Source organism: Paraliobacillus sediminis (assembly GCF_003426055.1).
The window spans coordinates 1,112,889-1,135,680 of record NZ_QJSI01000001.1 but is presented as its reverse complement, the minus strand read 5'-3'; the positions used below and the strand labels follow the sequence as shown (position 1 = coordinate 1,135,680).

Sequence of the window (22,792 nt, the reverse complement as noted above, 5' to 3'; positions counted from 1 at the left end):
TTTTTCAATCAGGTTCCAGCCCTTCTAGATTTTTTAATAAACCTTCAAAATCCCTGAATATCTTTTATTAGTACATAACCCTCTCTCCTATGGCCAATAATTACTCCAAAATAATAATTCATCTACTTCACAAATAATTTATCACACGTTATATATTTTAATCAGTTTACTTTCATCGATTTCAATACCGAATTTTTTTAATTTGATCTCATTCTTTTTCAAAAATAAGCTCAACATTTCTTTTTTATCATCCTTTATACCAAAATGGATGCGTCGATGGCAGTTAGGACATAATGCAACTATATTTCCAGGCACATCCAAGCTATACTCGAACTGTCCTTGAACGCCCATTGGTATCAAATGATGAGCTTCAACAAAGTTTTTATTTGTTCTTTTGGATTTGAATGTTAAATGAGTTTTATTGAATTCACATTGGTAACCTGATTTCTCTATAGCCTCTTTAGCTTTTTCAGGATTTCTTAAATATAAAGAAACATTAGTATCACTTTTGCTATCAGGTCGTTTTTGTGGTTCTTCTGGTGTTTTACTAGCTTTTGCTATAGAAATATCTTCTTGAAATTTTGTATCTTCGATCACTTCATCATAAATTATTTCATCAACTACATTATCCAGTGATCGATTTCCCATAAAAGTTCGAATGTTTTCAAGAGCTTCCAACAAGATAGTTATATCGCCATTAAAAGATTTATCATCTGGCAAACTACTTGATGGATAAAACTTAGCGCAAATATTTGCAGCTTCATAGTTTCCTGCACTACTTCCAAGTGACTTGATATTAAAGGCATTAAATTCATTTAATGGAAGATTCAAATTATCTCTTAAATAACTAGCTACATTTCTCATTTTCTCTTTCGGATTGTTGTTATTAAACTTCTTAGTCAAATACTTAGTTCCTTGATTTAGTGACAGATAATAGCCAGACATATCTTTTCTAAACAATAGAACAACATAAAATCCTTTTTCAGCACTTTCAGTTATACTCCTATCAAATATAGCTATCCAAGGTGTGAAGGTTAAAATACCACTCCCGTATGAACCTTGAACTTTGTATTTATTATCATTCAAATTTAGGCTGGTCTGAATAGCTTTAGGAAGTTCATATACAGTCGTTATGCCAATTGGATGACTGCTAGGTTTACTTTTTCCGTTTTGATAAAATTCTTCATATCCATTTAATACTTTTTTGAATAGATTCTGCATAAATATCCCCTTTTTACTGAGTAATACGGTACAAAAATCAGTAACTAATTTATTAGAACTAATTACCAACCCTATTACATTATACGACACTTTACGCTAAATTTCCTTTAAAAAAGGACACCAATTAAGTAGATGCATGTGCAACTGAATTAATTAGTGTCCTCCAACTATCCATTAAATTTATTTCATTAGTTGGCTCTAACCTTTAATAATATTTACTGATGGCAAATCTAAATTTACTCGTTTTTCATTAATTCGCTCCATACCTTTATCGCAATATCCTTCTTCTAGCTCAAACCCAATCCAATTTCTTTTGGTATTGTCACAAGCAATCGCAGTAGTAAATGCTCCCATACAATTATCTAAAATAACATCACCTCTATTAGTATATGTTTTAATCAAATACTCAAACAAAACTAACGGCTTTTGAGTTGGATGGAATGTTTTGCTATCCCTTGAAAAATCTAAAATAGACTTCGGATAATTAGAATGTGTTGTCGTGTATTCTTTCATTAAGCTTTGGTCGTTTTGTTTGAATATGCCTCCAGTACTTTTACGTTTACCTTTTCTAACTTTCAAAAGAGGTACAATCCCTTGTGGATGATATGTCGGTAACTTTTTATAAAAGACACAAATATTTTCATGATTTTTTAAAGGCATTTTCTTTGCATTCTGAAAACCTGTAGTGTGCTTTCCTTTTTTCCAAATCCATTCATAGCGAAACCAACTCATATTACTTGCTATTAACTTAGTGGTAAATGGCTGGCTTGCTGTTAGCACAATAGCTCCATTGTCTTTTATAACTCTTTTATATTGTTTCCACAGATCTTCAAATGGAATTATTTCGTCCCACCTACAGTTAGTAGTACCATATGGCAAATCACATAGTATCATATCAACTGATTTATTAGGGATAAGTTTCATCCCTTCAATGCATTCCATATTATAAATCGTGTTTTGTTTAATATTCATTTCTTTTCCTCTCTCAATATAGTAATATAAGCTAAGGGGAACACTAGTTCTTTTTTAACCTTTTTTTAGAGACCTTCTGCTAGGTCTCTTTTTAAAAAACAAAAAGACACTAAAAGACAGGAACCCCATCATTTAGTGTCCTCCAGTGTGCTGGTAGAACCTATTTATTCTTTTTTTCTTCTTTCTCTTGTCTTTTTTTTATCCTTTTTTCATTTTCTTTTATTGTAGGCATTTTGACTTTTCTCTTTTTTTGTACTACCTCGTAGTGAAAAAGTGTAGTTAATGTTTCACCTTTAAACTGATAAGTATTGGGAATAAATACCCTAAATTGCTGTCTCCATGTTGTAAAATTAATATCGTCATAATATAAATTAAGTAGTAAAATGGGCATTTTTTTATCTTCAAACAATGAATCAAGAAAATAATTATTTAATAATATTAAGAAATAATCAGGTAATTTTATGACATTATTACTATTTGGCCTTATAACATCTACACTTCTGATATAAGGAACAATATCCGTTCCTGTAATCACCTGATTCGGCTTTTCTTTGTGAGTATATTGAAGACTTAGGGTGTATTTGCCTTCTTCTTTATTTAAAGCTTTTAATTTATAGTCTGAGTACTTTTTTTCTAAATTTTCTTTTTCTAAAAAATAATCAAAATTTTCTATAGAATAACTATATGAAACGTTAAAAACGGGAGTATTACCATAGTTCCAAATTGGAAGAGTAGTGTTAGAAAACTTCTTTGGGATACTCCCTGTCTGATCCCAATCATCCATAATATGATCAATCTTTGTTTCTATATTCTTAATTCCAGGCACAATTATTGGTTCTTTGTTTTTTTTATCCAACCTTGACTGAGTATAAATCGAAAACCAAGAAGCTATAGCTGCTATCATAGCGATAGAAACTGCTATTACTTGTATATATTCTGATGTTGAAAAGCACTGCCAGTAACCGTTACATGCTTCTTTCACTGTGATCTCCATTTTCTCAAAAATCCTCCCCCTCATCTAACAACAAAACTCTCTCATCAAGCCTTACAATTTTATACAACCTCCTTTTCTTCTAATATAGAATTCAACACTTTTACTTCATCGAATTCAACCAATGTTAGCAAATCAGGATCAAAGTGCAACATTAATTCCATTAGATTGAAACCGTAATCTGACCAGCAGATACAATATAATAAGTATTTTTCATCGCTACTTACCATGGATAGGAATAAGTTAAAATACATTGACTTTTGTTCTGGGCTAAGCTCCTTATCATTATAAATAATTATTAAAATGCTAAGAAAATTTTTGTAATAATGATCTATACCATACCCAAATTCTTTAACTACTTGATTAATTTTACAATCAATAAACTCTATCAATTTGCTCTCGTTAACTTTCCCCTTTTTTTCTAAATATTCGTTAATATCGTGATATACAAGATACTTTAAAAATCTAATTCCATCTCTTCCTTCATGAGTTTCATGTACCACTCCTTCTCCTTCATAGCTAGAAATAGTATTTTCGAAATGGATATTCCTTAAAATCTCATTATAGTTAGTTATTAAGTTAAAAAAAGTATTCTCAAACCGTTGAAGAGACATTGTTTTATTTTGTTCTTGAAACTCTTTTCTTGTTTCACTTAATTCTTCTCTTTGCAATTCAAGCTCTTCCCTCTGCATATGAAGCGTAATAAACAATAATACAACGCTTGCTAATGTAAAGATTGGTACAGTTGCTCCTGAAATCCAGTTGCTAACGGATGCAAAATAACTGGCATACCTTTCCACTTCATTAATCCCATATTTTTCAGAAGCCATTTCCGCGAAAAACTTTGTTGAAATTGGCAGTATTACTGATAGAAACATAAATCCAGTTAAAAATAATATTATTGTTTTTTTGAATTTCAAAAATCTTCCCCCTCATCAAACTTTACCCTTTTTACCTTACCTTGGTGCGTAATAACTCTCGTCTCTCCATGCTCAGGCAAATAGGTAAGTTTAGCTTGTCCTTCACAGTATACGACACAAAACGGCTTATTACCTTCCAATTTTACGTCTATTTGTAGTCTTTTGTCACTTACCTCTAATGGTATAGAATTCAATCGCATGCAACAACCCCCTATTTTATAGCCCCGAAAAACTCAAACCTCACACCAACCTTCCAATTTATTAAATGCCAGTACAGATAGATTTAAATCATACTGATATTCGAATATCTTACGTTTAATAGCGAATTCCTTCGTAACATGACCTTTTATGTCAACAATCTCTATCGAATCGTCAGCATGCTCTATTTCAAAATCAGCGACATACTCTATTTTTCTAATAGTCTTGTTATCTTTCTTGTACTTCGGCTGTAACTCGTATCTAGGTTGCAGGGAGAAACTTTTAATCTCCCCGATCCTTTTACGTATAAGTAATTCTTGATAGTATTTAGCTTCTAGCTTACTATCAAATTTATGGCCATCAATGACAACTTTCTTATTGCCGTATTTGCTGCGCTTTTGCTTAATCACATAAACCACAACAGCAATCCGCTAATGCTCATTGTCGTAAGTAATAACAGTATGGTTAAGCATTTAATTACGCCTACCTTACTTTCGTCTCTCAACTTGTAATGATCCCTCTCATGTCTTAAATGAGCTATTACGCTATCCTGTTTTAATTTACTTTTAGCTGCTTCAATATCAATTTGTGTTGTTATCATTTGGATCCCCCTAGTAATTAGCTAATAGTTTGCGTGTTTCTTTTGCATTGGGTACTGCTTTATCTGCTACAGCGCTATTGTGATTGCGATCCATCCACTCATTAAATTTACGGTTACGATCACCTATGCTGTCTTTCGGATCAAAGTATATTACGCTTTTCATTTCGTTCATTCCAATCCCTCCTAAAATTCTTTTCTGCGGTAGTCATTACCGTTTAATTGAATCGGATCTGTATTTTCCATAACTCTTGAAAAGTTACGTTCTCCGACCCATCCTTTTAACTCCTTGCTGTTTAAGTTAGTTGTGTAGATCGTTGCTTTCCCTGCTCTATCATCAATAATTTCGAATAGTTTAGGTGTAGTCCATGGTGTTTTATGTTCAGCACCAATATCATCAATGACTAGCAAGTCCACGTTTTTCATAGCGCTCATTAACTGATCTTCTGTTGGGCCATCATTGTTGTAAGTATCTTTAATCTTTGTTAGTAATTTCGGGAAGCTGATAAATACGCACGTTTTACCTTTTTCCATTAACGCTTTAGTGATCGCTACTGATAAATGACTTTTACCTGTTCCGTAAGATCCACTAAAGAGCAAATTTCCTGTTCCATTAAAATCGGCAGTGTATTTCATAGCTATTTGTTTAGCACTTCTTTGATCGTTATTAGTAGCTTCATAGTTTTCAAATGTTGCACTAATCAGTGACTTATTTAGTAAGCTGTGACCATCAAAGTGTTTAAGCATCTTATCTGACCGCAATTTATTACGTCGTTCCTTCGCTTCTTTAGCAATTGTTTCGGCAAATTCTTTTTTTGAGCAGATACAGTCGTAATCTGCAATTATCTTTTCACCTTTTCGCGGTCCGATTGGTATAGTTAGTTCTGTACGTTTTACTTTCTCTCCACAATCTGCACATATGAATTCTTCTAATACTTTAGGTTGAATCGCATGAAAAGCTTTTGTTTCCTTTATGGATTGCATGATCTAACCTCCTAGAAACCATAATTTCGTGTATCTTCTTTCTCGTCATTACGAATTGGCACTACATTATTAGTTTTTGATTTCTGTTTAAACTGCGTTTCATGTAATCTAGCTTGTTCAATCGTTTCAATACCCGCTTCTTTCCAGTTCTTCAATACAGCTTCAAAGAACGCTACACCTTTCGCTTCTTTCTTAACTGCTACTTTCATTGCTGCAAGAAGTAAATCTTTTCCGCACTCATCAAACAGCTGTACGATCAACTCTGTATTAAAAGGTGATTCTGTTACTCCTTTTTGCAGGTTCTGTTGGTAGAAATGAATCACTTCTGAAAAGTCGTTATCGTTATTATTACTATTAAATAATTCTTCACCATTCTTAAACCCTTCTTCACCATTCTTGTTTGTGTTCATTTGTTGTTCATTTGTTGTTCGTTTGCTGTTCATTTGCTGTTCACTTTCTTGATAATGTTTCCAGTTAATTATTGATATGACGCTGTATTTACTGGTTGTTTTGATGTTCAACATTTGTAACTTTTCTAAACTTTTTAAGTTACGAAACCAAGTACTTTCACTTTGTCTATATTTGGGCTTCATTCCTTCGTTTAATTCGCTTGTTATAACTTTTCTTCCAGTAATAAATTGACCAGGTTTGAGGTTTACCATAGTTTCTCCGACTAATATTTCATGTTCTTTATGAGAAGCTTTCATTAAACAGTACATCCATAACTTAAGATAATTTGGATCTTCCCAAACTTGGCTTTTCATCATCTTTCTATATAACTTGATGTATCCTTGCATGTCAGTCCTCCTAACTGGTCAATATCTATTATTCTTTAATACAAACCGCCGTCCTGCCCCTATCCTCAATTCTCACTAATTTATAACCAGGTGCGCTACAACTAATGTAAGCCGCAACGTACCGTTTGAAATGTTGTCCATCTGTAGCTAGACTTTGATAAAATAGTGGTATCGGTGTTTTAAATTCATTCATTTCCTAATTCTGCCGAAGCTTGTTTCATATCTTCGTCGCTAATTTCGCTGTATTCACCATCAACAATCTCTGCATCTTGTTCTTCTTGTTCGATAGGGTCTTTTTCATCGTTTGTATAAGCTTTTTGCATATCGATAGACAAAATACCCCACTTATTAAGCATGTTTCTAATGACTGTTTTCTTTGCCATTGCATCCCAATCGTTTTTCCAACCAAAATCCGATTTACTGAATTTCTTTTTGTGTTTTTCAATCTCAGCTTGTGACCAGTAAACTGTTTTTCTAAATCCGTTTATTAATTGAAAATATCCTGTATAACCTATAACCTTGTCCGATTTCTTTGCTTCAAAATCTAATTCAAGTTCTTCTGTTAGTCGGTTCCAAACCTTTAATTCACCTTCATATACTTCAATAACGTTAATGTTCTTGTATTGAGCAGTACGTAATGCTAACTGGATATAACCTTTATAACCCAATTGGAATTGTGCCTTATTACCGTAAGGAACGATCCACGCATAACCTAGATTCTTGTCAATTGGTAGATCTAATGTAGCTGCAATCATCGCGCTCGAGATAACACTCATTGGTTCTGACTTCTGTAAGATTTTTTCATTGTTGTAAAGACTTAAAATTGATGCCGTAAATTGGTTTGACCTTTTACCTAATACTTCCTCAAAACGTTTCATTACAGCAGGCGTACTAAGCAAACCCTTCATTGTTGTTCCTTGTGTGTTATTTGAAACTTGATTATTACTTTTGTTAGCAATCTGATTTTTTAATGATTCATTATTAGCCATTTAACCTATCTCCTTTATGGTAAATTTTCTATAAGTGGTTTCGTTTAGGACTTTGTTATAAACCTCTGAGAAGTCTGTTTTTAATCGTTTTGAATCAATTCTATTAGAAGTTATTGGTTTCCAACCGACTTGATAGTTTCCTACAAAGCCATATTCAGCTTCCTTTAGTTCGCTTTTAATATCGTTCTCAATCTTTTTTTTGCGTGATTCTAATTCTTTTATCTTGTCTTTCAGAGAATATAAAGTACTTATTTTATCCTTGTATTCAAAAGCTAGATCAACTGTCTTATTTGGTTCTGATTTTTCATATCTTTCCTTTAGGAATTGCTCTGCTGCACTTGATCCATCTAATGCAGGAGGAATATTACCAAGAACGTGATGCCTCCAAAAGTGTATTTCTGCATCGAATATCATTTTAATGAGCTCATCGTCACGTTCAACTTCTTTCCATACAAAACGTTGACCACCGATCAAAACAGCTATATAAGCTTTCTGATAACCTGTGATACCCAAGTAATGTTGTATTTGCACTAAATATGATTCTGGTATCTCTTCACTTTCCCATTGATCTTTTAGATACACGCTAGCTGTTTTGCATTCCAACAGTGCATTCTCACCAACAACCTTCCTATCAATGTTACCAAGAATAAATTGATGTTCTGGATGCTTTAAAATAGCGTTTCTGCTTCTCACTTTTTTGCCTGTTCTAACCTCAAATTCTTTAGCAACAACATCCTCTAGTAAGTTACCAAAATAGGCTGCTTCGCCTGCGCTATCCTCTAGTAACGATTGCCCTGTTTTTTCAAGCCACAATTCAAAAGACGTTTTATATTTATTTAATCCAAGAATGATAGATGCATCGCTACCACCAATGCCCTTAGTTCGCATTTCCAACCATTCTGAATGCGACATATTATCTGTCGAAGCAAGTATCTCTATTTGTGCTTTAGCCAATGTGCATACCTCCTATTGATTTTTAACAGTCGATCAACTATAATAAAGTTGATATTTTTAATTAATTGATCGACCTGCTCGTACCTTTGGTGCGAGTTTTTTTATTGTCTAATTTCAAAATCAAGCTCGTTTTTTAAGTACATATCTAAATTACTTGCAAGGACAATGTCACCACTATCTGTTTCATATACTTTGTCTTCAGGGCTTATTTCATCGCCGAATGCATCATGTTCGATATGGTCGACAACTGGATCTTCATAGCCTCTGCGATTAACCTTACTAATAGATGGATGTTCTAAGTCTAGTAACATGTTGACCCTCCTTTAATGTTTCCTTCCAAGCTTCCATTTCAATGTGCTTTACACCAACGTTTAAATCTTCTGTGATGCGATTAATCAACTTCCAATCAATATCCCTTTCTTCCTCTGGATCATGTATAGCTCGTTCAAGTTTCTTTATATTTTTTTGAATAGTGTCAATTCCTTCATGGACATCGTAAAGATTAGCTTGCATTATTGACCCTCCTTGCTATCCAGTAATTTTTGTTCGCAAGCCTTTTTTTCGTCGTCCATTACTTCTTGGTACATTGCAAAAACAAACAATATCGGGGCTACAACAACCATAAATACCATTGCGAGTGTGTCCATCTGATCCCTCCTAAGCTGTTACTAATCCGTAATACATAAATACCAATGTCGCTAGAGCCATCACCCAATAAAAACATTTAACTCTTGTAGGCATGGTTCACACACTTTATTTCCAGATTCATAGAATCACTCCTAATAGATTGATAAGACCTGGCGTTATGTTTGTTAGTAGGTCTATTAGATTATTCATTCCATCTATTGCATTTGGGCCAATATCTGCGATCATTGCTGGATCAATGCCACAAGTAACTGCTATTAACATGTCTTGTCCATTTGTTTCTTTGCACCATCTAATTAAGTCTCTTGCTTTAAGTTCTAATTTGTTATTTTCTAATTTAGATACGTTGCTACGTGATATAAACATGCGCTCTGCCATTTGTTCTTGACTCAAATGTGCCCTAAAGCGCATCTTTCTTAATACTCCTCCGAACTCCAACTGTTTCACCTCCCTCTGTTCCAACTTGGAACATGTTCATGGGTTGAACAGCTATATCTCTGATGTTGTTTTATAATTAAGTTATAGCCAACCCCCTAGTTGGTTCCTTTTAAATAGCCTTGTTTTGTTTTTCTTGTGCGTTTGCCCAATTCATTAGAGCGTTGTAAGAGATAAGGAATTTGCCTTTTTCTCCATTTCTTACACAAGGAAAATCATTATAGTCTGATTGTCTACAAAGTTCATAAACGCTCGTAGTACCTAAACCTAGAATCTTTGCGGATTGAGCGACCGAAAGAAAACGCGGTTGTTCTTTTTCTTTTATATCTAATATTGATTGAAGTTCTTCTCTAACTATTTGGCGTAATTTTTGTTCATCCATTAGACATTCACTCCAAACTCTTGTGATAGCTTTTCAGTTAGTTTGATTTGCCCTTTGCCTGTTATTAACGGTGTAACACTTTCAACATCACCTTGTGTGCGAGAAATCATTGTCACAGTAGTTGTGAATATTCCTTGTTCGATATATTGCTGCTTAGGATTGTTTCTTTCGCGACCATTTTTAATTAAATAACCGTTATCACGTAACCAAGCGAAAAGTTTGTTTCTACCTATCTTGATTCCGTTCTCTTCATAAATCATCTTCGCAAAGGCTCCAATGTTAATTGATGCGGTTGTATTAGAAACGGCCTTACCAAACGTTGTGTACGGCAATTCTTCTTGCCTTTGTTGTTGCAGTTGATCAAACTCTTTTCTTTCGACAATCCATCGTTGCGCTCGATAAATTGGATCGTCATACATATAAGAAGGCTTGTCCATTTCATATGAACCAGTCTTTCTAATAGAAGGAATGACATCGTGTGTTATCCATCTTTTAAATTGTTTTGCTTCTGGTTTTCGACTTGTTAGTATTAGTGAATACAAACCATATTCATTTACTGTTAGTAATTTTTGAATTCCGCCAAGGGTAGGAATACTGTTCGTACCCTTTTCGTCATCATCAATACGTAAAACAGCTTTAGATACATCGGATAAACCTAAAATCTGACACGCATCCTTTGCAACGAACCAAGATTCGTTATCTTTCTCGATAATTCTTAACTCTCTTCCATCAAATACTTTTGTTAATTGATTCATTATTTTTCCTCCTTAAAATCGTCTAATGAAATTTTTAATGCATCTGCAATCTTGCACATTGTTTTAAAAGTAGGATTTGGGTTTGTGCTATTTTCGATATTTTGTAACGTTGATTCTTTAACTCCTGATAATTTTGCTAGATGATAACGAGACATTTTCTTTGATTCTCTGATAGTTTTCAAGATCAATATATAGACCTCCTTAAATTTGATGACCACCATATATGGTGGTATAATAATTTTAGTGCCTGCAACATTTAGGGGGTTTTACATTGACTAACAAACAAAAATTAACGGTTGCAAGAGAAAGTAAAACGGGACTAAACACGCATTTTAAAACTAGTGATGGTGAAATACTCACCCGTGGTCAAGTTGCAAACAACATTGATAGATTTAGTAACTATCACGTTATGAATAAAGACAACAAACGTATTATTCGTTCTAATCCAGATAGAAGCAAAAACAATAATTTAGGTTAATTTTCTTTTGCAGGCACTATTTTTATCTCGTAATCATCATGCATAATGATTTCTTCATTAGAAATCGAAGCGATTAATTCATTTCCTGTCTCAGCATCTACAATTTCGCCCGAACGCTTTCTAGTGACAATGATAGAATCTATAGATTTGTTAATCGGTTGATTCATGAAATACACTCCTTAGACTATTCGTCTTTTTTGTTCACTTCTAGTTAACTCACTGTCCAAAAAAATATAATCAGGACTAGATTTAAATACCTTTGCTATTTTCACAGCTAATTCATAGGTTAATCGACGCTTACCGTTTTCAATCATCCAATAATATTCTTTGGATATACCTACTTGGTTAGCTACTTCTTGGTAAGTTAAGTCTTCTTTATTGCGAATCTTTTTCAATTTATCAAGCGCCATTTTGTATCACTCCTTCGGTTAACTTGAGGTTAACTTTAGTTTAATTCACCTTGAGTTAACTTGTCAAGGTTTTTTGGCCAAAAAGTTCCTTTTTAGTTAACTTCATTTAAATTAACACATGGTTAACCTATAATGAAAGGAGTTGAACTTATTGTTATTAAAGGAGTTAAGACCTATGGATGGAAAACGATTAAGGGAATTGAGAAACGAAAAAAAATTAACTCAATCCGAACTTGGTAAAATAATTAACGTTTCTAAAGTATCTGTATCTGGTTATGAAAGTGGCGATAGAACCCCCGATACGGATAATCTAAGAAGGTTAGCTGATTACTTCGGGGTAACTAGTGATTATTTGTTAGGCAGATCAGACAACCCTAACTCGTCATTAGAAGATTCGAAAATAGCAAAGTTGCTCAACGATCCCAAAACAGACCTTATGTTTAAAGATTGGAAAAACATGAACGAAGAACAAAGAGAAGAAGCTATCAACATGATTAAATATATAATACACAAAGATAAAAAAGGGGAGTAATTGAGTGGGCTTCTTTGATTTATTTAAAAAGAAACAAAAGATAGACATAATGGACAAGCCTGCAGATCTAGAATTCAAACGTTCAGCTAACAATTTATCGGAGGCTCAATATATAGATGATCCTGTTGAAAAGGAAGCATTTCTAAGGGACTGTGAAAAAAGATATTTGGTAGAAGGAAATACTGTGGACTTGCATTTTACATATAACGAGTTGATTAATGTCTACTATAGACAAAGAGATAATTGGAATCATGCATTGGATAATTGTATTGAATGTTGTGAAAAAGACATTGAATTATTTCCCGTCTTCGCAACTAAATGGAAAGAAGAATATGGAGATTCGTCTCCTAGAATACCTTCTTTCGAACGGAAAGCTATAATCCACGAGAAACAAGGAGAAATTAATAAAGCTATCTACATTACAGAATTGGCAATTAAATATAATCTTATCGACAAAACAAAAGGTGGTTTTGAAGGTAGGTTAGAAAGACTGATTAAAAAATCAGGGATTAAAAATCGAGAATCATTCCCAACAAAAGATAAGGATGCAGCCATTAAACAACCTGAAGAAAAACACCTTCCGATCGATGTTGATAGTGACTGGAGAGATGACTTTTTAAAAAAATAAATAATAAATATACACTTTAACCAGTTTATATAATTATAAATAGAAAAATAAGGGGTTAGTTAGTAATGAAAAAACTTTTAGGCATGATGGCAATATTGTTGGTTTTCCTATTGGCGGCTTGTGGTAGCGAAGATAGTGAAACGAATACCACTTCAACTGATACAAATGAAACTGAAGAACAAAATAAAGAGGCAGAAGAAGAACCAGAAGAAATGAGTTCCGAAGAGAATGAATCTACTGAAGCAAAGGTTGGAGACACCATTACGTCAGAAGCTGGAGAAATGACTTTGGTTAGCAGGACAGATGACGTTGGAACTTTTGAAACGGGATCTATTATTATGACTGTAGAAAAAGTAAATGGTGTATCGGGTGTTCTTAGCCCAGAGATGGTTGAGTATTTGGAACAAGAAGAATTAGAATATATTCAAGTAGATATGATAGTCGAAAATACATCTGAAGAAAACATTACTTTTTATGCATCTCAAGCGACAATGACTACCAACACAGGTGAACAATTAGAACCAGATATGTTTCTTAGCGACCACATCGACGGCGAATTTATTGGACAAGTTAATAAATCAGGCTCTTCTTTTTATATATTAGAGAATTCCAAAGCAGAGGATGTTGAATCTGTTAGATTGATATACAGCGCTCCTACTAATGATGACTTTGAAACTGTTGGCGAAGAAGTAGACTTTGAGGTAGAATTAAAAAAATAAAAATGTGGTGCACTTTCAAAAGTGCACCCACTTTTATAAAAAATATACGAACATACATTCTCTTTGGAGGGGTGATTACTTGTTTTATTCTCATCTAGAGGACTATATCAATAATTTATACAAAACGTTATCAATCAACAACCCGAAACAATTAAGTATAGCGTTATTAGCTAAAAAGTTAGATGTCGAAGTTTACTATGGAAATGTGAGTTTCTTATTTGGGGATAAAGTTGTAATTAAGAGATCAACAAAGCAACAAGAATGGCAGGAATTTGGTCATGAGATAGGTCACTATCTTAGACATGTTGGGAATCATCTATCAATGAACACTTTATTTATTAATTTACAAGAATACCAAGCTGACAATTTCGCTTATCACTTTTGTATACCCACTTTCATGTTACAGGAAGTGAAAGACATAAACATTTATACCATTTCCGAAACTTTTGATGTGGATTATGAGTTTGCTAGACATCGATTAGATATGCATAATAACAAGTTGCTTTTTGCTTCTGGCAAGTAAATTTTATATTAATAAGGAGGTTGTTTAAATATGAGAGGTCACATAATTAAGAGAGGTAACAAATATGCTATTGTCGTTGATCTTGGTAGAGATCATCAAAATAAACGCAAACAAAAGTGGTTTAGTGGTTATCAAAAGAAGAGAGATGCAGAGCGAGATTTACCCGGTATCTTAGCAGAGATAGAAACTGGTACTTACGTAGAACCACCTGACATGACAATTAAAGAATACATGGACATTTGGCTTAAAAAGAAAGAAAAAGAAGTTGCTTACGGCACGTATTTCCATTACGAAAACTATGTACGTAAATATATTGTTCCAGGTCTAGGGCGATGGAAAATCAAACAGATAAAACCTATGCAAGTAGAATCGTTTATAGATTCGTTGTCTAATACAAAATTAAGTGAAAGATCTCGGCACCATGTTTATAGAATATTATCATCATCGCTAAAATATGGCACGAAATATGGCATTAAGCAAAATCTTATGAATGATGTTAGTCCACCTAGAGTAAAAAGAAAACATATGCCCTATTGGACTGAAAAAGATATAAGTATATTTTTACCCTATTTAAGGAAAGAACGCTATTTTATTACGGTTTATTTGGCTCTGACGACTGGTATGAGACAAGGCGAGACTTTAGGATTAAGATGGTCTGATATAGATTTTGATAAAAAAGTAATATCTGTTAGGCAACAATTGCGTAAAAAAAAGGACAAGGACGAAAATGGAACTTACGAACTTACAGCACAATTAAAATCTGAATCAAGTTGTCGAACGATACATTTAGATGATAATACTATTTCAGAACTAAAAAAACATCGCAACAATCAACTAAAGGAAAAGGTTAAATGCGGGAAGGATTACAGAGAATATGATTTAGTTACAGCAACAGTAACAGGTAACTATGTATTGCCTAGCAACTTAAACAGATCATACTGGAGAGCGATAGAACGATCAAAGGTAAAGCACATAACATTTCATGCATTAAGGCACACACATGCAACTTTGATGCTTACGCAAGGAACACATCCTAAAATAGTACAAGAGCGATTAGGACACTCTAGCATACAGATGACACTAGACAAATATTCTCACGTTATACCAAGTATGCAACAAGCAGCTGCCGAAAAGTTTGGGGATTTATTCACGGATGAAAGTAATAAAAACAGCATGGAAAAGTAAGAACTAATATCCTCTAAAAAAACTATCTCGAATTCAAAGGTTTGCAGTTTGTTTGCAAATGGCTTTGAAAAACAAAATAGCAAAGGATGTAAAAACGCTACATCCCTTGCTATTACTGTATTTACGTTAGTGCGCTCGGAGGGATTTGAACCCCCGACCCTTGGTACCGGAAACCAATGCTCTATCCCCTGAGCTACGAGCGCATGATATATTTATTATCCTATACAATTTAAATTAATGGACAAGCATTATTATAACGGATGATTGACGGTAATTCAATTACAATTATACCTCCTCTCAGTTATTAGGAAATAACACTACTCCATCTGATCATTATAAATAAAAAGAAACATATATATTTTAAATAGCTACATCCCCCAAAAATAAGTACTCTCTGTTATAATAAATAACAAGGTTTATATTGCCAACTGAATGGGTAGGATACAGTTAGGTGTGTCTTAACAATAAAAGTTAAAATCGAATGTGTTTTGTTTGACCTTTATTGACCATTTAGTTACTATATACATAGGAAGTTAATTCACAAATAGAAGAATCAAGCATTATAAGGAGGAAATTTTACAATGAATTTAATACCAACAGTTATTGAACAAACAAACCGCGGAGAACGTGCATATGACATCTATTCTCGCTTACTTAAAGATCGTATTATTATGTTAGGTAGTGCCATTGATGATAATGTTGCTAACAGCATTGTTGCCCAGCTTTTATTCTTAGAAGCAGAAAGTCCTGGTAAAGATATCTCAATCTACATCAACTCACCAGGTGGTTCAATTACAGCTGGAATGGCAATTTATGATACAATGCAATTCATTAAATCAGACGTTTCAACAATCTGTGTTGGTATGGCAGCATCTATGGGTGCATTCTTACTAACTGCTGGGGCACCTGGTAAACGTTACGCACTTCCAAATAGTGAAGTAATGATTCACCAGCCACTAGGCGGTACACAAGGTCAAGCGTCAGACATCCAAATCCATGCAAATCGTATTATTGAAATGCGTGCTAAACTAAATAAAATCATTGCTGACACAACAGGTCAACCAATTGAAGTTATTGAGAAAGATACAGATCGTGATAACTTTATGAGTGCACACAAAGCACAAGAGTACGGTTTGATTGACAAAGTAATGGAAAAAAAGCCAACTGAATAACTTTCAATAAAAAGAACGGAGCAAATTTTGCTCCGTTCTTTAATTTTTACAACAATAATAATTTCATTTTCGCTTATACAATGTGTACGGTTTAATTTATATTAATGCTCTATGGTATTCGTTTCATTAGTTAAAAATGTTGCTAACGTTTCAATAGCAGCTTCGGAATCTGCACCTTCACCAGTTAATGTTATTTTTTCACCACTAGCTATCGCTAGGCTTAACAATCCCATAATACTTTTTGCATTCACACGTCTACTTCCTTTTACCAAAAATATTTCAGAGGCAAAGCTATTTGCTTTTTGAACAAATTCGGAAGCTGGTCTTGCTTGTAACCCAGGTTCCACCACTACAACTAACGTTTTACTCTCCATCATTCTATCTCCTCTCATAATGAACTACACGAAGAAAGCGTTATTAAAATAATCTGCCACAATAAAATGTATGTTACCTTCTTCACTATTATACATGTAAGCGGATACACAGACAATAAAATCATTTTAAAAAGTTTAAAAAAACACCGATTTACTAGTATAAAGAAATAATTCTTCATAACTAGTTACTATCGATGTGAGTCGTGTTACATATGTTGTTGATTCGTGCGTAGTTGGTCAGCAAACTCATCAATTTTCTTGAGTCGATGGTTAATACCCGATTTACTAATCTTACCGCCAGATACTAATTCGCCTAATTCTTTTAAAGACAGGTCTGCATTTTGAACCCGTAACCGCGCAATTTCTTGAAGTTTGTCTGGTAAAGATTCTAATCCAGCTGTCCGTTCGATAAACTTAATATTTTCAACTTGACGAAATGCTGCACCAATTGTTTTATTCAAATTGGCTGTTTCACAATTCACCAAACGATTAACTGAATTTCTCATATCTCGCATAATCCGGACATCTTCAAATTTAAATAGTGCATTATGTGCACCAGTGTAATTTAGAAACTCGGTAATTTTTTCTGCCTCTTTGATGTATGAAATATAGCCATTTCTTCTTTCTAGAATACGAGCATGAAGATTAAAAGAATTCATCAATTCGCATAAAGAGTCATTATGTTCCTGATAGGCATTTGATATTTCTAAATGATACGAAGATGTTTCAGGATTATTAACAGATCCACCAGCTAGAAAGGCCCCCCTTAAATAAGCACGTTTACAGCATTTCTTTTTAAGATATTTAGGAGAAATAGTTCTTACAAGGGAAAATGGACCATCTAGAATATTTAATTCAGATAAAATGGCTTGTGCCCCTTCTGTGATTCGAACGATATATACGTTGTTTTTCTTTAATTTCATTTTTTTTCGAACAAGTAATTTAAGTGGATAGTTATATAAAGATTTTATTAATGTATAGATGCGACGAGCAATTGCTGCGTTTTCCGTTTGTACATCTAATACATACTCATGTCGTGAGAAAGAAATTGCACCGTTCATTCTTATTAGGGCAGCAAGTTCTGATTCAATACAACACGGTTTATTTTCAATCTGTGTCAATTCTTTTTTTATTTCAGATGCAAAAGACATTTACTCACCTTCCTGTCTTACCTCTCCATTACCCTACCAAGGTACTTAAGATTTTCGCCACTTTTCCAGTATCGTGACGTAATATTTTTTTAGAATAATCAATGATATCAGCTTCAATAATTTCTAAACCCATGTCAATTAATCGGTCCGTATCATAGATGACGGGTTCGGCATTTTCTTTTGCATATTTTTTTTGCAGCGTTTCATCAATGGTTTTGTTATGAACAAGTACAGAATGAATACAGCCTTCGCCTACATGTTGCGTGATCGCTTTGACATGATCAGCCGCCGTATAGCCTGTTGTTTCTCCTTCTTGCGTCATAACATTACAAACATAAACCACCTTACCCTTTGCATCTCGGAGTGCATCACCAATTTCTGGTACAATTAAATTCGGCATTGTACTCGTATATAAGCTTCCAGGTGCAATGACAACTAAACCAGCATCTTTAATAGCAGCAATTGCCTCTGGTAACGGTAACACTATCTCTGGTTTTAAAAATACACGTTTGATTACTTTTCCCGCAAGTGGAATATTTGATTCGCCAGCAATAATTTCACCGTCTTCCATTTCGGCGTGTAAGAACATATTTTGGTTAGCGATCGGGTATATGTTACCTTTTACATTTAAAACGCGGGATATTTCCTTAATCCCATTATAAAAGTCTCCCGTAACAGATGTCATGGCAGCTAATAATAAATTTCCCATTGAATGTCCAGAAAGGCCATTACCATTCACAAAACGATGTTGAAAAAGCTTTAGTAACATAGGTTCTACTTCTGATAAAGCTGCAATTACATTCCGAATATCTCCAGGAGCAGGCATCGACATTTCTGTTCGTAACCTTCCAGAACTTCCGCCATCATCAGCAACCGTTACAATTGCTGATAAATCAATTGGATACTCTTTTAACCCACGTAATAGCACAGGCATTCCTGTTCCACCACCTATTACTACTACATTTTGCTTCCTATCCATCATATGTTAATGTCCCTTTCTCTTGTCAATATCTCGATGCGTCACATGTGTCACGTATTGTGTTGCAAAATGGCTTTTAAGAAATTCTGCAAGTGCAACAGACCTATGTTGACCACCCGTACAGCCAATTGCAATTACAAGCTGACTCTTGCCTTCTTTCTTATATTGCGGCAACATGAATGTAAGTAAATCTACTATTTTTTCTAAAAACTTCTGTGTATCTGACCATTTAAAAACATAAGAAGCTACTTCTTTATTTAATCCAGTTAAAGGCTGTAAATTTTCGACATAATGTGGATTAGGTAAAAAACGCACATCAAATACTAAATCAGCATCAATAGGCAAGCCATATTTAAAGCCAAATGAGACCGTATGAACAGAAAATATTTTTTGTTCTTTTTCACCGTATTTGCTAACAATTTTATCGCGTAGTTCTTTTGGCTTTAGATTTGTCGTGTCAATGAAGTATTGTGCTCTTCCCCTTAATTCATCTAACATCAAGCGTTCTTGTTTAATACCATCAAGTGGTAAACCATCAGGTTCAAGTGGATGAGAACGTCTCGTTTCTTTGTATCTAGATACGAGTGCTTTTTCTTGCGCATCTAAAAATAAAATATGCTCTTCTAACCAATCTGCTTTGCCCAAATTATCTAGCGCTTCAAATAATGTATCAAAAAACTCTCGGCCTCTTAGATCCATTACTAATGCAACTTTATGAATATTATTACTTGCGTCTTTCATTAATTCTAAGAATTTCGGAAGTAATGCTGGTGGTAAATTGTCCACACAATAATAGCCTAAGTCTTCGAAACTTTGGACTGCAACTGTTTTACCCGCACCAGACATACCTGTAATAATGACTAACTTTGTTTCTTGTTCTTTGGCCATCATCCATCTCTCCCTGTTTAAAAATCATTAGTCTAAGTTATGCTTTATTACTTCGTAGTCTTGTGTGTACTCAAAACTTCCATATACAAGTTTAGAATTATTTAATAACTGCTGATGAATATATTTATCACTTGGAGCCATCGGCTTTTCTAATACTTTATTAATTGGAACCCATTCTAATTCGCCTTCATCACAAAAATCAACTAAGCGACCTTCATAATGATCACAAATAAAAGTAAACATCATCCATTCACTTATGACCTTATCCTGACTAACCTTAACCATCGAAAAGACACCTCGTAGATCAGGGCTTTGTAATATCAGACCTGTTTCCTCACGATATTCTCTTACAACTGATTCTTTTATCGACTCTTTTAATTCCATCTTACCACCAGGCATCGCATACCAGCCATGACTTGGCTTTTTTAATAATAAAATATGATCATTTTCTCTTAATATACAGTTTGTTATTCGTTGCAAATCAATTCACTCTTTCTATAGCAATATATACTATTATACTATATCTCCGTTCCCCTATCTAATTTTAAATATAATTTCCGTTAGATGGCAAAAAAAATACACAGGCAATATCGCCTGTGCAAACTATATATTAAAAAAGGGGGTTAATTAGTTACTTATAGTATAACTAAACTTTATTGCATCCGTATTACAGGAGAGTTAAAATGCAATGACTTTATATTTTCTTTTTGTTACGAACTTATTTAACAGCTTCTAACGATTCCATTAAGTCTTCCACATATGCTTGTGCTGCTTGTGCTGCAATACTACCATCACCTGTTGCAGTAACAATTTGACGAAGTTCTTTATCACGAATATCTCCAGCGGCATAAATACCAGGGATAGACGTTTCCATCTTTTCATTCGTAGTTACGTATCCTTCTTCGTTTAAGATTCCAAGCGTTTTGAATGGTGCGTTTAATGGATTCATTCCAATGTAAATAAATGTTCCATCGGCGTCATGCTCATATTCTCCACCAGTCTTTTTGTCGACTAAGGTTAGACTACTAACTTTACCGTCTTTGCCATTAATTGTTTTTACAATCGTATCCCAAATAAAATCAATTTTATCGTTATTAAATGCACGATCTTGAATGATTTTTTGAGCACGTAATGTGTCACGGCGATGTACAATCGTAACTTTGCGAGCAAAACGTGTTAAATAGATACCTTCTTCTACTGCGGAGTCTCCACCACCAACAACAATTAAATCTTTTTCTTTAAAGAAGGCTCCATCACAAACTGCACAGTAAGACACACCTCGACCACCTAATTCTTCTTCTCCTGGCACACCCAATTTTTTAAATTGCGCACCAGTTGCAAGAATAATAGCACGAGCTTTATACTCTTTCTTACCAGCAATAATTGTTTTATACTCTTTGCCATCTATTATTTCTTTAATATCGCCATATGCATACGTAGCACCAAAGTTTTTCGAGTGCTCAAACATTTTATTTGATAAGTCTGGTCCAAGAATACTATCATAACCAGGATAATTTTCAACATCTTCTGTGTTAGCCATTTGTCCACCTGGAATACCGCGTTCTAACATCAAAGTATCAAGATTAGCTCGTGATGTATATAAAGCGGCTGTCATACCAGCTGGTCCAGCACCAGCAATAATAACATCATAAATACGTTCTTCAGACATATTTTTCATCCTTTCTTTTTACAAATCGTAATGATTACTATACCCATTATCGTATATTTTCTAATGGCCGTCTACTATTCTGCTCAGCAAGAATTAAAGACGAAAGACTTCTATTCTATTGGTCTAACTCCCACGGAAGTGGTTCAGTCTTCAAATGAGGATGTTGCTTACATCCCTCTTTCCAAATACGCTCTGCTTGCACTTTATCTCCAACTTGATAAGCAGCAATACTAAAGTATTTATAATACCTCATATGTCCTTTTACTTTTGATTTTGCTAAACGTAAAAAACGTTGATAGGCAGATTGATAATACTTTGTTTGTGCAAGAGTACTGGCTATTCGCAGTTTTTGTTCTTCGTGAATCGGATAAATATTCGTAATTGTTCCTTGTAATAGTTCTGCTTTTTCAAATTCCTGTCGTTCATAATAAAATAATATTAAGTTAGTTCGTACAAAAATGGACTGTGGATCTTTTTCTAACCACTTTTCCTCTATACGGATTGCTTCATCCTGATCTCCTGAGTAAAAGAGCGCATAACAATATTCATGTTTAGCTGTTTGATGATCAGGAAATAATGCCATCATCTCTTGTAATAGTGGCATTGCTAGCTCCCATTCTTGTTTTTCCAAGTGATAAAAAGCTGTTTCTTGATAAACCAATAGTTCATCTTCTTCTTCCAACCAATCATCTTCGTCGTCAGCACCAATGTCCAAAACAGTTAATAGTTGCTCCGTTTCTTCTTTAAACTCACCAGTAGGATCATTTTTTAAATATAAATCTGCATATTTTTTTGCATCTTTTAATAAGCCTAAATGCGCATAATTATTAGCAATTAGATAATAGCAATCCGGATAATCTTTTCCATGTTCTTTAATAATATCTGTTAGAATTTGATTGGCCGTATGATACGATCCGATTTCAGTATATATAATAGATATCTGACAAGGGTATAATGCTTCCTCAGGATCTGCCTCTGTCGCTTTTTTTAGCCATTTTAATGCAATGTCAAACTTTCGTTTATAAAAGGCGTCTACACCTTTTGAAAAATAAAAATCACCTTCTGGAATAAATGGGATGACATTATCTATTGATTTATATTGTGTATCTGTATCTTCTGTTATCGTCATATGTCTCCCCCAATTTACATAAAAACAATAAAGTTTCTATGAAAATTTTTCTTACCCGAGTGAAGTATATCACATTTTCTTATTGCAATAAACGAAGAAATGCTGTTTAATTTG

Annotated in this window: 35 protein-coding genes and 1 tRNA gene; 7 read left to right on the top strand and 29 right to left on the bottom strand. The window is 33.9% G+C overall.

Annotated elements, in window-relative coordinates; translation table 11 throughout:
- Window positions 1-141: 141 nt before the first annotated feature.
- The 19 genes from D2K60_RS04925 to D2K60_RS04845 all read right to left on the bottom strand — a co-directional run bounded on the left by D2K60_RS04925 (window position 142) and on the right by D2K60_RS04845 (window position 11,029).
- Complete coding sequence (locus tag D2K60_RS04925) at window positions 142-1,221, bottom strand: MrcB family domain-containing protein (protein WP_117168858.1); 1,080 nt, start codon at window positions 1,219-1,221, stop codon at window positions 142-144.
- Between the two features lie 198 nt (window positions 1,222-1,419).
- A complete protein-coding gene (locus D2K60_RS04920) occupies window positions 1,420-2,193 on the bottom strand; it encodes a DNA-methyltransferase (protein ID WP_117168857.1) in 774 nt (257 codons plus the stop codon).
- Between the two features lie 160 nt (window positions 2,194-2,353).
- Window positions 2,354-3,187 carry a hypothetical protein gene (locus D2K60_RS04915; protein WP_117168856.1) on the bottom strand — a complete coding sequence of 278 codons (834 nt, stop codon included), beginning with the start codon at window positions 3,185-3,187 and terminating at the stop codon, window positions 2,354-2,356.
- Between the two features lie 59 nt (window positions 3,188-3,246).
- Entirely contained in the window at window positions 3,247-4,104 is an 858-nt protein-coding gene (locus D2K60_RS04910; protein ID WP_117168855.1) for a putative phage abortive infection protein, read from the bottom strand.
- Window positions 4,101-4,304, bottom strand: coding sequence for an XtrA/YqaO family protein (locus D2K60_RS04905; RefSeq protein WP_117168854.1), 204 nt, complete (start codon window positions 4,302-4,304; stop codon window positions 4,101-4,103). The genes D2K60_RS04910 and D2K60_RS04905 overlap by 4 nt, the downstream gene beginning before the upstream one ends.
- A gap of 33 nt (window positions 4,305-4,337) precedes the next feature.
- On the bottom strand, window positions 4,338-4,721 hold the full coding sequence (locus D2K60_RS04900) for a DUF1064 domain-containing protein (protein ID WP_240335243.1): 384 nt from the start codon (window positions 4,719-4,721) through the stop codon (window positions 4,338-4,340).
- Window positions 4,709-4,903 (bottom strand): hypothetical protein, encoded by a 195-nt coding sequence (locus D2K60_RS04895; RefSeq protein WP_117168853.1) that lies wholly within the window; start codon window positions 4,901-4,903, stop codon window positions 4,709-4,711. Before D2K60_RS04895 ends, D2K60_RS04900 begins: the two co-directional genes overlap by 13 nt.
- Window positions 4,904-4,913: 10 nt before the next feature.
- Window positions 4,914-5,075 (bottom strand): hypothetical protein, encoded by a 162-nt coding sequence (locus tag D2K60_RS20575; protein ID WP_162880699.1) that lies wholly within the window; start codon window positions 5,073-5,075, stop codon window positions 4,914-4,916.
- 11 nt (window positions 5,076-5,086) lie between these two features.
- A complete protein-coding gene (locus D2K60_RS04890) occupies window positions 5,087-5,884 on the bottom strand; it encodes an ATP-binding protein (RefSeq protein ID WP_117168852.1) in 798 nt (265 codons plus the stop codon).
- A gap of 11 nt (window positions 5,885-5,895) precedes the next feature.
- Window positions 5,896-6,681 (bottom strand): DnaD domain-containing protein, encoded by a 786-nt coding sequence (locus tag D2K60_RS04885; protein ID WP_117168851.1) that lies wholly within the window; start codon window positions 6,679-6,681, stop codon window positions 5,896-5,898.
- Window positions 6,682-6,866: 185 nt separating this feature from the next.
- On the bottom strand, window positions 6,867-7,670 hold the full coding sequence (locus tag D2K60_RS04880; protein WP_117168850.1) for a recombinase RecT: 804 nt from the start codon (window positions 7,668-7,670) through the stop codon (window positions 6,867-6,869).
- Window positions 7,671-8,624, bottom strand: a complete 954-nt coding sequence (locus tag D2K60_RS04875; protein ID WP_240335242.1) for a YqaJ viral recombinase family nuclease — start codon at window positions 8,622-8,624, stop codon at window positions 7,671-7,673.
- 101 nt (window positions 8,625-8,725) lie between these two features.
- A complete protein-coding gene (locus tag D2K60_RS04870) occupies window positions 8,726-8,935 on the bottom strand; it encodes a YqaI family protein (protein ID WP_117168849.1) in 210 nt (69 codons plus the stop codon).
- Window positions 8,904-9,137, bottom strand: a complete 234-nt coding sequence (locus tag D2K60_RS04865; RefSeq protein ID WP_117168848.1) for a hypothetical protein — start codon at window positions 9,135-9,137, stop codon at window positions 8,904-8,906. The genes D2K60_RS04870 and D2K60_RS04865 overlap by 32 nt, the downstream gene beginning before the upstream one ends.
- The gene (locus tag D2K60_RS21100; RefSeq protein WP_275896237.1) at window positions 9,137-9,271 is read right to left on the bottom strand and encodes a hypothetical protein; all 135 of its coding nucleotides are present in this window, start codon (window positions 9,269-9,271) and stop codon (window positions 9,137-9,139) included. Before D2K60_RS21100 ends, D2K60_RS04865 begins: the two co-directional genes overlap by 1 nt.
- A 118-nt stretch (window positions 9,272-9,389) precedes the next feature.
- Window positions 9,390-9,707: a helix-turn-helix domain-containing protein gene (locus tag D2K60_RS04860; protein WP_117168847.1), complete on the bottom strand. Its 318-nt coding sequence runs from the start codon at window positions 9,705-9,707 to the stop codon at window positions 9,390-9,392.
- A gap of 109 nt (window positions 9,708-9,816) precedes the next feature.
- The gene (locus tag D2K60_RS04855) at window positions 9,817-10,086 is read right to left on the bottom strand and encodes a helix-turn-helix domain-containing protein (protein ID WP_117168846.1); all 270 of its coding nucleotides are present in this window, start codon (window positions 10,084-10,086) and stop codon (window positions 9,817-9,819) included.
- Window positions 10,086-10,841: a phage antirepressor KilAC domain-containing protein gene (locus tag D2K60_RS04850; RefSeq protein WP_117168845.1), complete on the bottom strand. Its 756-nt coding sequence runs from the start codon at window positions 10,839-10,841 to the stop codon at window positions 10,086-10,088. The genes D2K60_RS04855 and D2K60_RS04850 overlap by 1 nt, the downstream gene beginning before the upstream one ends.
- Window positions 10,841-11,029 (bottom strand): helix-turn-helix domain-containing protein, encoded by a 189-nt coding sequence (locus tag D2K60_RS04845; protein ID WP_205418575.1) that lies wholly within the window; start codon window positions 11,027-11,029, stop codon window positions 10,841-10,843. Before D2K60_RS04845 ends, D2K60_RS04850 begins: the two co-directional genes overlap by 1 nt.
- A gap of 83 nt (window positions 11,030-11,112) precedes the next feature.
- Here D2K60_RS04845 and D2K60_RS04840 point away from each other — a divergent pair, with 83 nt between their 5' ends.
- Window positions 11,113-11,319 (top strand): DUF3892 domain-containing protein, encoded by a 207-nt coding sequence (locus tag D2K60_RS04840; RefSeq protein ID WP_162880698.1) that lies wholly within the window; start codon window positions 11,113-11,115, stop codon window positions 11,317-11,319.
- Here the strand turns inward: D2K60_RS04840 and D2K60_RS20570 are convergent.
- Both D2K60_RS20570 and D2K60_RS04835 read right to left on the bottom strand, forming a co-directional pair.
- A complete protein-coding gene (locus D2K60_RS20570; protein WP_162880697.1) occupies window positions 11,316-11,486 on the bottom strand; it encodes a hypothetical protein in 171 nt (56 codons plus the stop codon). The two genes, D2K60_RS04840 and D2K60_RS20570, sit on opposite strands and share 4 nt — an antisense overlap.
- A gap of 12 nt (window positions 11,487-11,498) precedes the next feature.
- The gene (locus D2K60_RS04835) at window positions 11,499-11,729 is read right to left on the bottom strand and encodes a helix-turn-helix transcriptional regulator (protein ID WP_117168842.1); all 231 of its coding nucleotides are present in this window, start codon (window positions 11,727-11,729) and stop codon (window positions 11,499-11,501) included.
- A gap of 175 nt (window positions 11,730-11,904) precedes the next feature.
- Between D2K60_RS04835 and D2K60_RS04830 the strand changes: the two genes are divergently transcribed.
- The 5 genes from D2K60_RS04830 (at window position 11,905) to D2K60_RS04810 (ending at window position 15,316) form a co-directional block, all read left to right on the top strand.
- Window positions 11,905-12,261 (top strand): helix-turn-helix domain-containing protein, encoded by a 357-nt coding sequence (locus D2K60_RS04830; RefSeq protein ID WP_117168841.1) that lies wholly within the window; start codon window positions 11,905-11,907, stop codon window positions 12,259-12,261.
- 4 nt (window positions 12,262-12,265) lie between these two features.
- Window positions 12,266-12,889, top strand: a complete 624-nt coding sequence (locus tag D2K60_RS04825; protein ID WP_117168840.1) for a hypothetical protein — start codon at window positions 12,266-12,268, stop codon at window positions 12,887-12,889.
- A 65-nt stretch (window positions 12,890-12,954) separates the two neighbouring features.
- The gene (locus tag D2K60_RS04820) at window positions 12,955-13,608 is read left to right on the top strand and encodes a hypothetical protein (protein WP_117168839.1); all 654 of its coding nucleotides are present in this window, start codon (window positions 12,955-12,957) and stop codon (window positions 13,606-13,608) included.
- Between the two features lie 79 nt (window positions 13,609-13,687).
- Window positions 13,688-14,131 carry an ImmA/IrrE family metallo-endopeptidase gene (locus tag D2K60_RS04815; RefSeq protein WP_117168838.1) on the top strand — a complete coding sequence of 148 codons (444 nt, stop codon included), beginning with the start codon at window positions 13,688-13,690 and terminating at the stop codon, window positions 14,129-14,131.
- 30 nt (window positions 14,132-14,161) lie between these two features.
- Entirely contained in the window at window positions 14,162-15,316 is a 1,155-nt protein-coding gene (locus D2K60_RS04810) for a tyrosine-type recombinase/integrase (protein WP_117168837.1), read from the top strand.
- A 130-nt stretch (window positions 15,317-15,446) separates the two neighbouring features.
- Here D2K60_RS04810 and D2K60_RS04805 read toward each other — a convergent pair.
- Window positions 15,447-15,519 (bottom strand) — tRNA-Arg (locus D2K60_RS04805).
- A 378-nt stretch (window positions 15,520-15,897) separates the two neighbouring features.
- Here D2K60_RS04805 and clpP point away from each other — a divergent pair.
- Window positions 15,898-16,488: an ATP-dependent Clp endopeptidase proteolytic subunit ClpP gene (clpP, locus tag D2K60_RS04800; protein WP_117168836.1), complete on the top strand. Its 591-nt coding sequence runs from the start codon at window positions 15,898-15,900 to the stop codon at window positions 16,486-16,488.
- A 101-nt stretch (window positions 16,489-16,589) separates the two neighbouring features.
- Here the strand turns inward: clpP and D2K60_RS04795 are convergent, their stop codons facing one another.
- The 7 genes from D2K60_RS04795 to D2K60_RS04765 form a co-directional block, all read right to left on the bottom strand.
- Window positions 16,590-16,862, bottom strand: coding sequence for an HPr family phosphocarrier protein (locus D2K60_RS04795; RefSeq protein WP_117168835.1), 273 nt, complete (start codon window positions 16,860-16,862; stop codon window positions 16,590-16,592).
- A 206-nt stretch (window positions 16,863-17,068) separates the two neighbouring features.
- Window positions 17,069-18,013 (bottom strand): DNA-binding protein WhiA, encoded by a 945-nt coding sequence (whiA, locus tag D2K60_RS04790; RefSeq protein WP_117168834.1) that lies wholly within the window; start codon window positions 18,011-18,013, stop codon window positions 17,069-17,071.
- A gap of 28 nt (window positions 18,014-18,041) precedes the next feature.
- Window positions 18,042-18,995 (bottom strand): gluconeogenesis factor YvcK family protein, encoded by a 954-nt coding sequence (locus D2K60_RS04785; RefSeq protein ID WP_117168833.1) that lies wholly within the window; start codon window positions 18,993-18,995, stop codon window positions 18,042-18,044.
- Window positions 18,996-18,998: 3 nt separating this feature from the next.
- A complete protein-coding gene (gene rapZ, locus D2K60_RS04780; RefSeq protein WP_117168832.1) occupies window positions 18,999-19,880 on the bottom strand; it encodes an RNase adapter RapZ in 882 nt (293 codons plus the stop codon).
- 27 nt (window positions 19,881-19,907) lie between these two features.
- Entirely contained in the window at window positions 19,908-20,360 is a 453-nt protein-coding gene (locus D2K60_RS04775; protein ID WP_117168831.1) for an 8-oxo-dGTP diphosphatase, read from the bottom strand.
- Between the two features lie 238 nt (window positions 20,361-20,598).
- Window positions 20,599-21,549 carry a thioredoxin-disulfide reductase gene (trxB, locus tag D2K60_RS04770; protein ID WP_117168830.1) on the bottom strand — a complete coding sequence of 317 codons (951 nt, stop codon included), beginning with the start codon at window positions 21,547-21,549 and terminating at the stop codon, window positions 20,599-20,601.
- A gap of 115 nt (window positions 21,550-21,664) precedes the next feature.
- The gene (locus tag D2K60_RS04765) at window positions 21,665-22,678 is read right to left on the bottom strand and encodes a tetratricopeptide repeat protein (protein WP_117168829.1); all 1,014 of its coding nucleotides are present in this window, start codon (window positions 22,676-22,678) and stop codon (window positions 21,665-21,667) included.
- Between the last annotated feature and the right edge of the window lie 114 nt (window positions 22,679-22,792).

Excerpts from the sequence above, each read along its gene's own strand:
- D2K60_RS04925 (WP_117168858.1), bottom strand. The coding sequence starts at position 1,221 with ATGCAGAATCTATTCAAAAAAGTATTAAATGGATATGAAGAATTTTAT.
- D2K60_RS04920 (WP_117168857.1), bottom strand. The coding sequence starts at position 2,193 with ATGAATATTAAACAAAACACGATTTATAATATGGAATGCATTGAAGGG.
- D2K60_RS04915 (WP_117168856.1), bottom strand. The coding sequence starts at position 3,187 with ATGGAGATCACAGTGAAAGAAGCATGTAACGGTTACTGGCAGTGCTTT.
- D2K60_RS04905 (WP_117168854.1), bottom strand. The coding sequence starts at position 4,304 with ATGCGATTGAATTCTATACCATTAGAGGTAAGTGACAAAAGACTACAA.
- D2K60_RS04895 (WP_117168853.1), bottom strand. The coding sequence starts at position 4,903 with ATGATAACAACACAAATTGATATTGAAGCAGCTAAAAGTAAATTAAAA.
- D2K60_RS20575 (WP_162880699.1), bottom strand. The coding sequence starts at position 5,075 with ATGAACGAAATGAAAAGCGTAATATACTTTGATCCGAAAGACAGCATA.
- D2K60_RS04890 (WP_117168852.1), bottom strand. The coding sequence starts at position 5,884 with ATGCAATCCATAAAGGAAACAAAAGCTTTTCATGCGATTCAACCTAAA.
- D2K60_RS04885 (WP_117168851.1), bottom strand. The coding sequence starts at position 6,681 with ATGCAAGGATACATCAAGTTATATAGAAAGATGATGAAAAGCCAAGTT.
- D2K60_RS04880 (WP_117168850.1), bottom strand. The coding sequence starts at position 7,670 with ATGGCTAATAATGAATCATTAAAAAATCAGATTGCTAACAAAAGTAAT.
- D2K60_RS04870 (WP_117168849.1), bottom strand. The coding sequence starts at position 8,935 with ATGTTACTAGACTTAGAACATCCATCTATTAGTAAGGTTAATCGCAGA.
- D2K60_RS04865 (WP_117168848.1), bottom strand. The coding sequence starts at position 9,137 with ATGCAAGCTAATCTTTACGATGTCCATGAAGGAATTGACACTATTCAA.
- D2K60_RS21100 (WP_275896237.1), bottom strand. The coding sequence starts at position 9,271 with ATGGACACACTCGCAATGGTATTTATGGTTGTTGTAGCCCCGATATTG.
- D2K60_RS04855 (WP_117168846.1), bottom strand. The coding sequence starts at position 10,086 with ATGGATGAACAAAAATTACGCCAAATAGTTAGAGAAGAACTTCAATCA.
- D2K60_RS04850 (WP_117168845.1), bottom strand. The coding sequence starts at position 10,841 with ATGAATCAATTAACAAAAGTATTTGATGGAAGAGAGTTAAGAATTATC.
- D2K60_RS20570 (WP_162880697.1), bottom strand. The coding sequence starts at position 11,486 with ATGAATCAACCGATTAACAAATCTATAGATTCTATCATTGTCACTAGA.
- D2K60_RS04835 (WP_117168842.1), bottom strand. The coding sequence starts at position 11,729 with ATGGCGCTTGATAAATTGAAAAAGATTCGCAATAAAGAAGACTTAACT.
- D2K60_RS04830 (WP_117168841.1), top strand. The coding sequence starts at position 11,905 with ATGGATGGAAAACGATTAAGGGAATTGAGAAACGAAAAAAAATTAACT.
- D2K60_RS04820 (WP_117168839.1), top strand. The coding sequence starts at position 12,955 with ATGAAAAAACTTTTAGGCATGATGGCAATATTGTTGGTTTTCCTATTG.
- D2K60_RS04810 (WP_117168837.1), top strand. The coding sequence starts at position 14,162 with ATGAGAGGTCACATAATTAAGAGAGGTAACAAATATGCTATTGTCGTT.
- clpP (WP_117168836.1), top strand. The coding sequence starts at position 15,898 with ATGAATTTAATACCAACAGTTATTGAACAAACAAACCGCGGAGAACGT.
- D2K60_RS04795 (WP_117168835.1), bottom strand. The coding sequence starts at position 16,862 with ATGGAGAGTAAAACGTTAGTTGTAGTGGTGGAACCTGGGTTACAAGCA.
- whiA (WP_117168834.1), bottom strand. The coding sequence starts at position 18,013 with ATGTCTTTTGCATCTGAAATAAAAAAAGAATTGACACAGATTGAAAAT.
- D2K60_RS04785 (WP_117168833.1), bottom strand. The coding sequence starts at position 18,995 with ATGATGGATAGGAAGCAAAATGTAGTAGTAATAGGTGGTGGAACAGGA.
- rapZ (WP_117168832.1), bottom strand. The coding sequence starts at position 19,880 with ATGGCCAAAGAACAAGAAACAAAGTTAGTCATTATTACAGGTATGTCT.
- trxB (WP_117168830.1), bottom strand. The coding sequence starts at position 21,549 with ATGTCTGAAGAACGTATTTATGATGTTATTATTGCTGGTGCTGGACCA.
- D2K60_RS04765 (WP_117168829.1), bottom strand. The coding sequence starts at position 22,678 with ATGACGATAACAGAAGATACAGATACACAATATAAATCAATAGATAAT.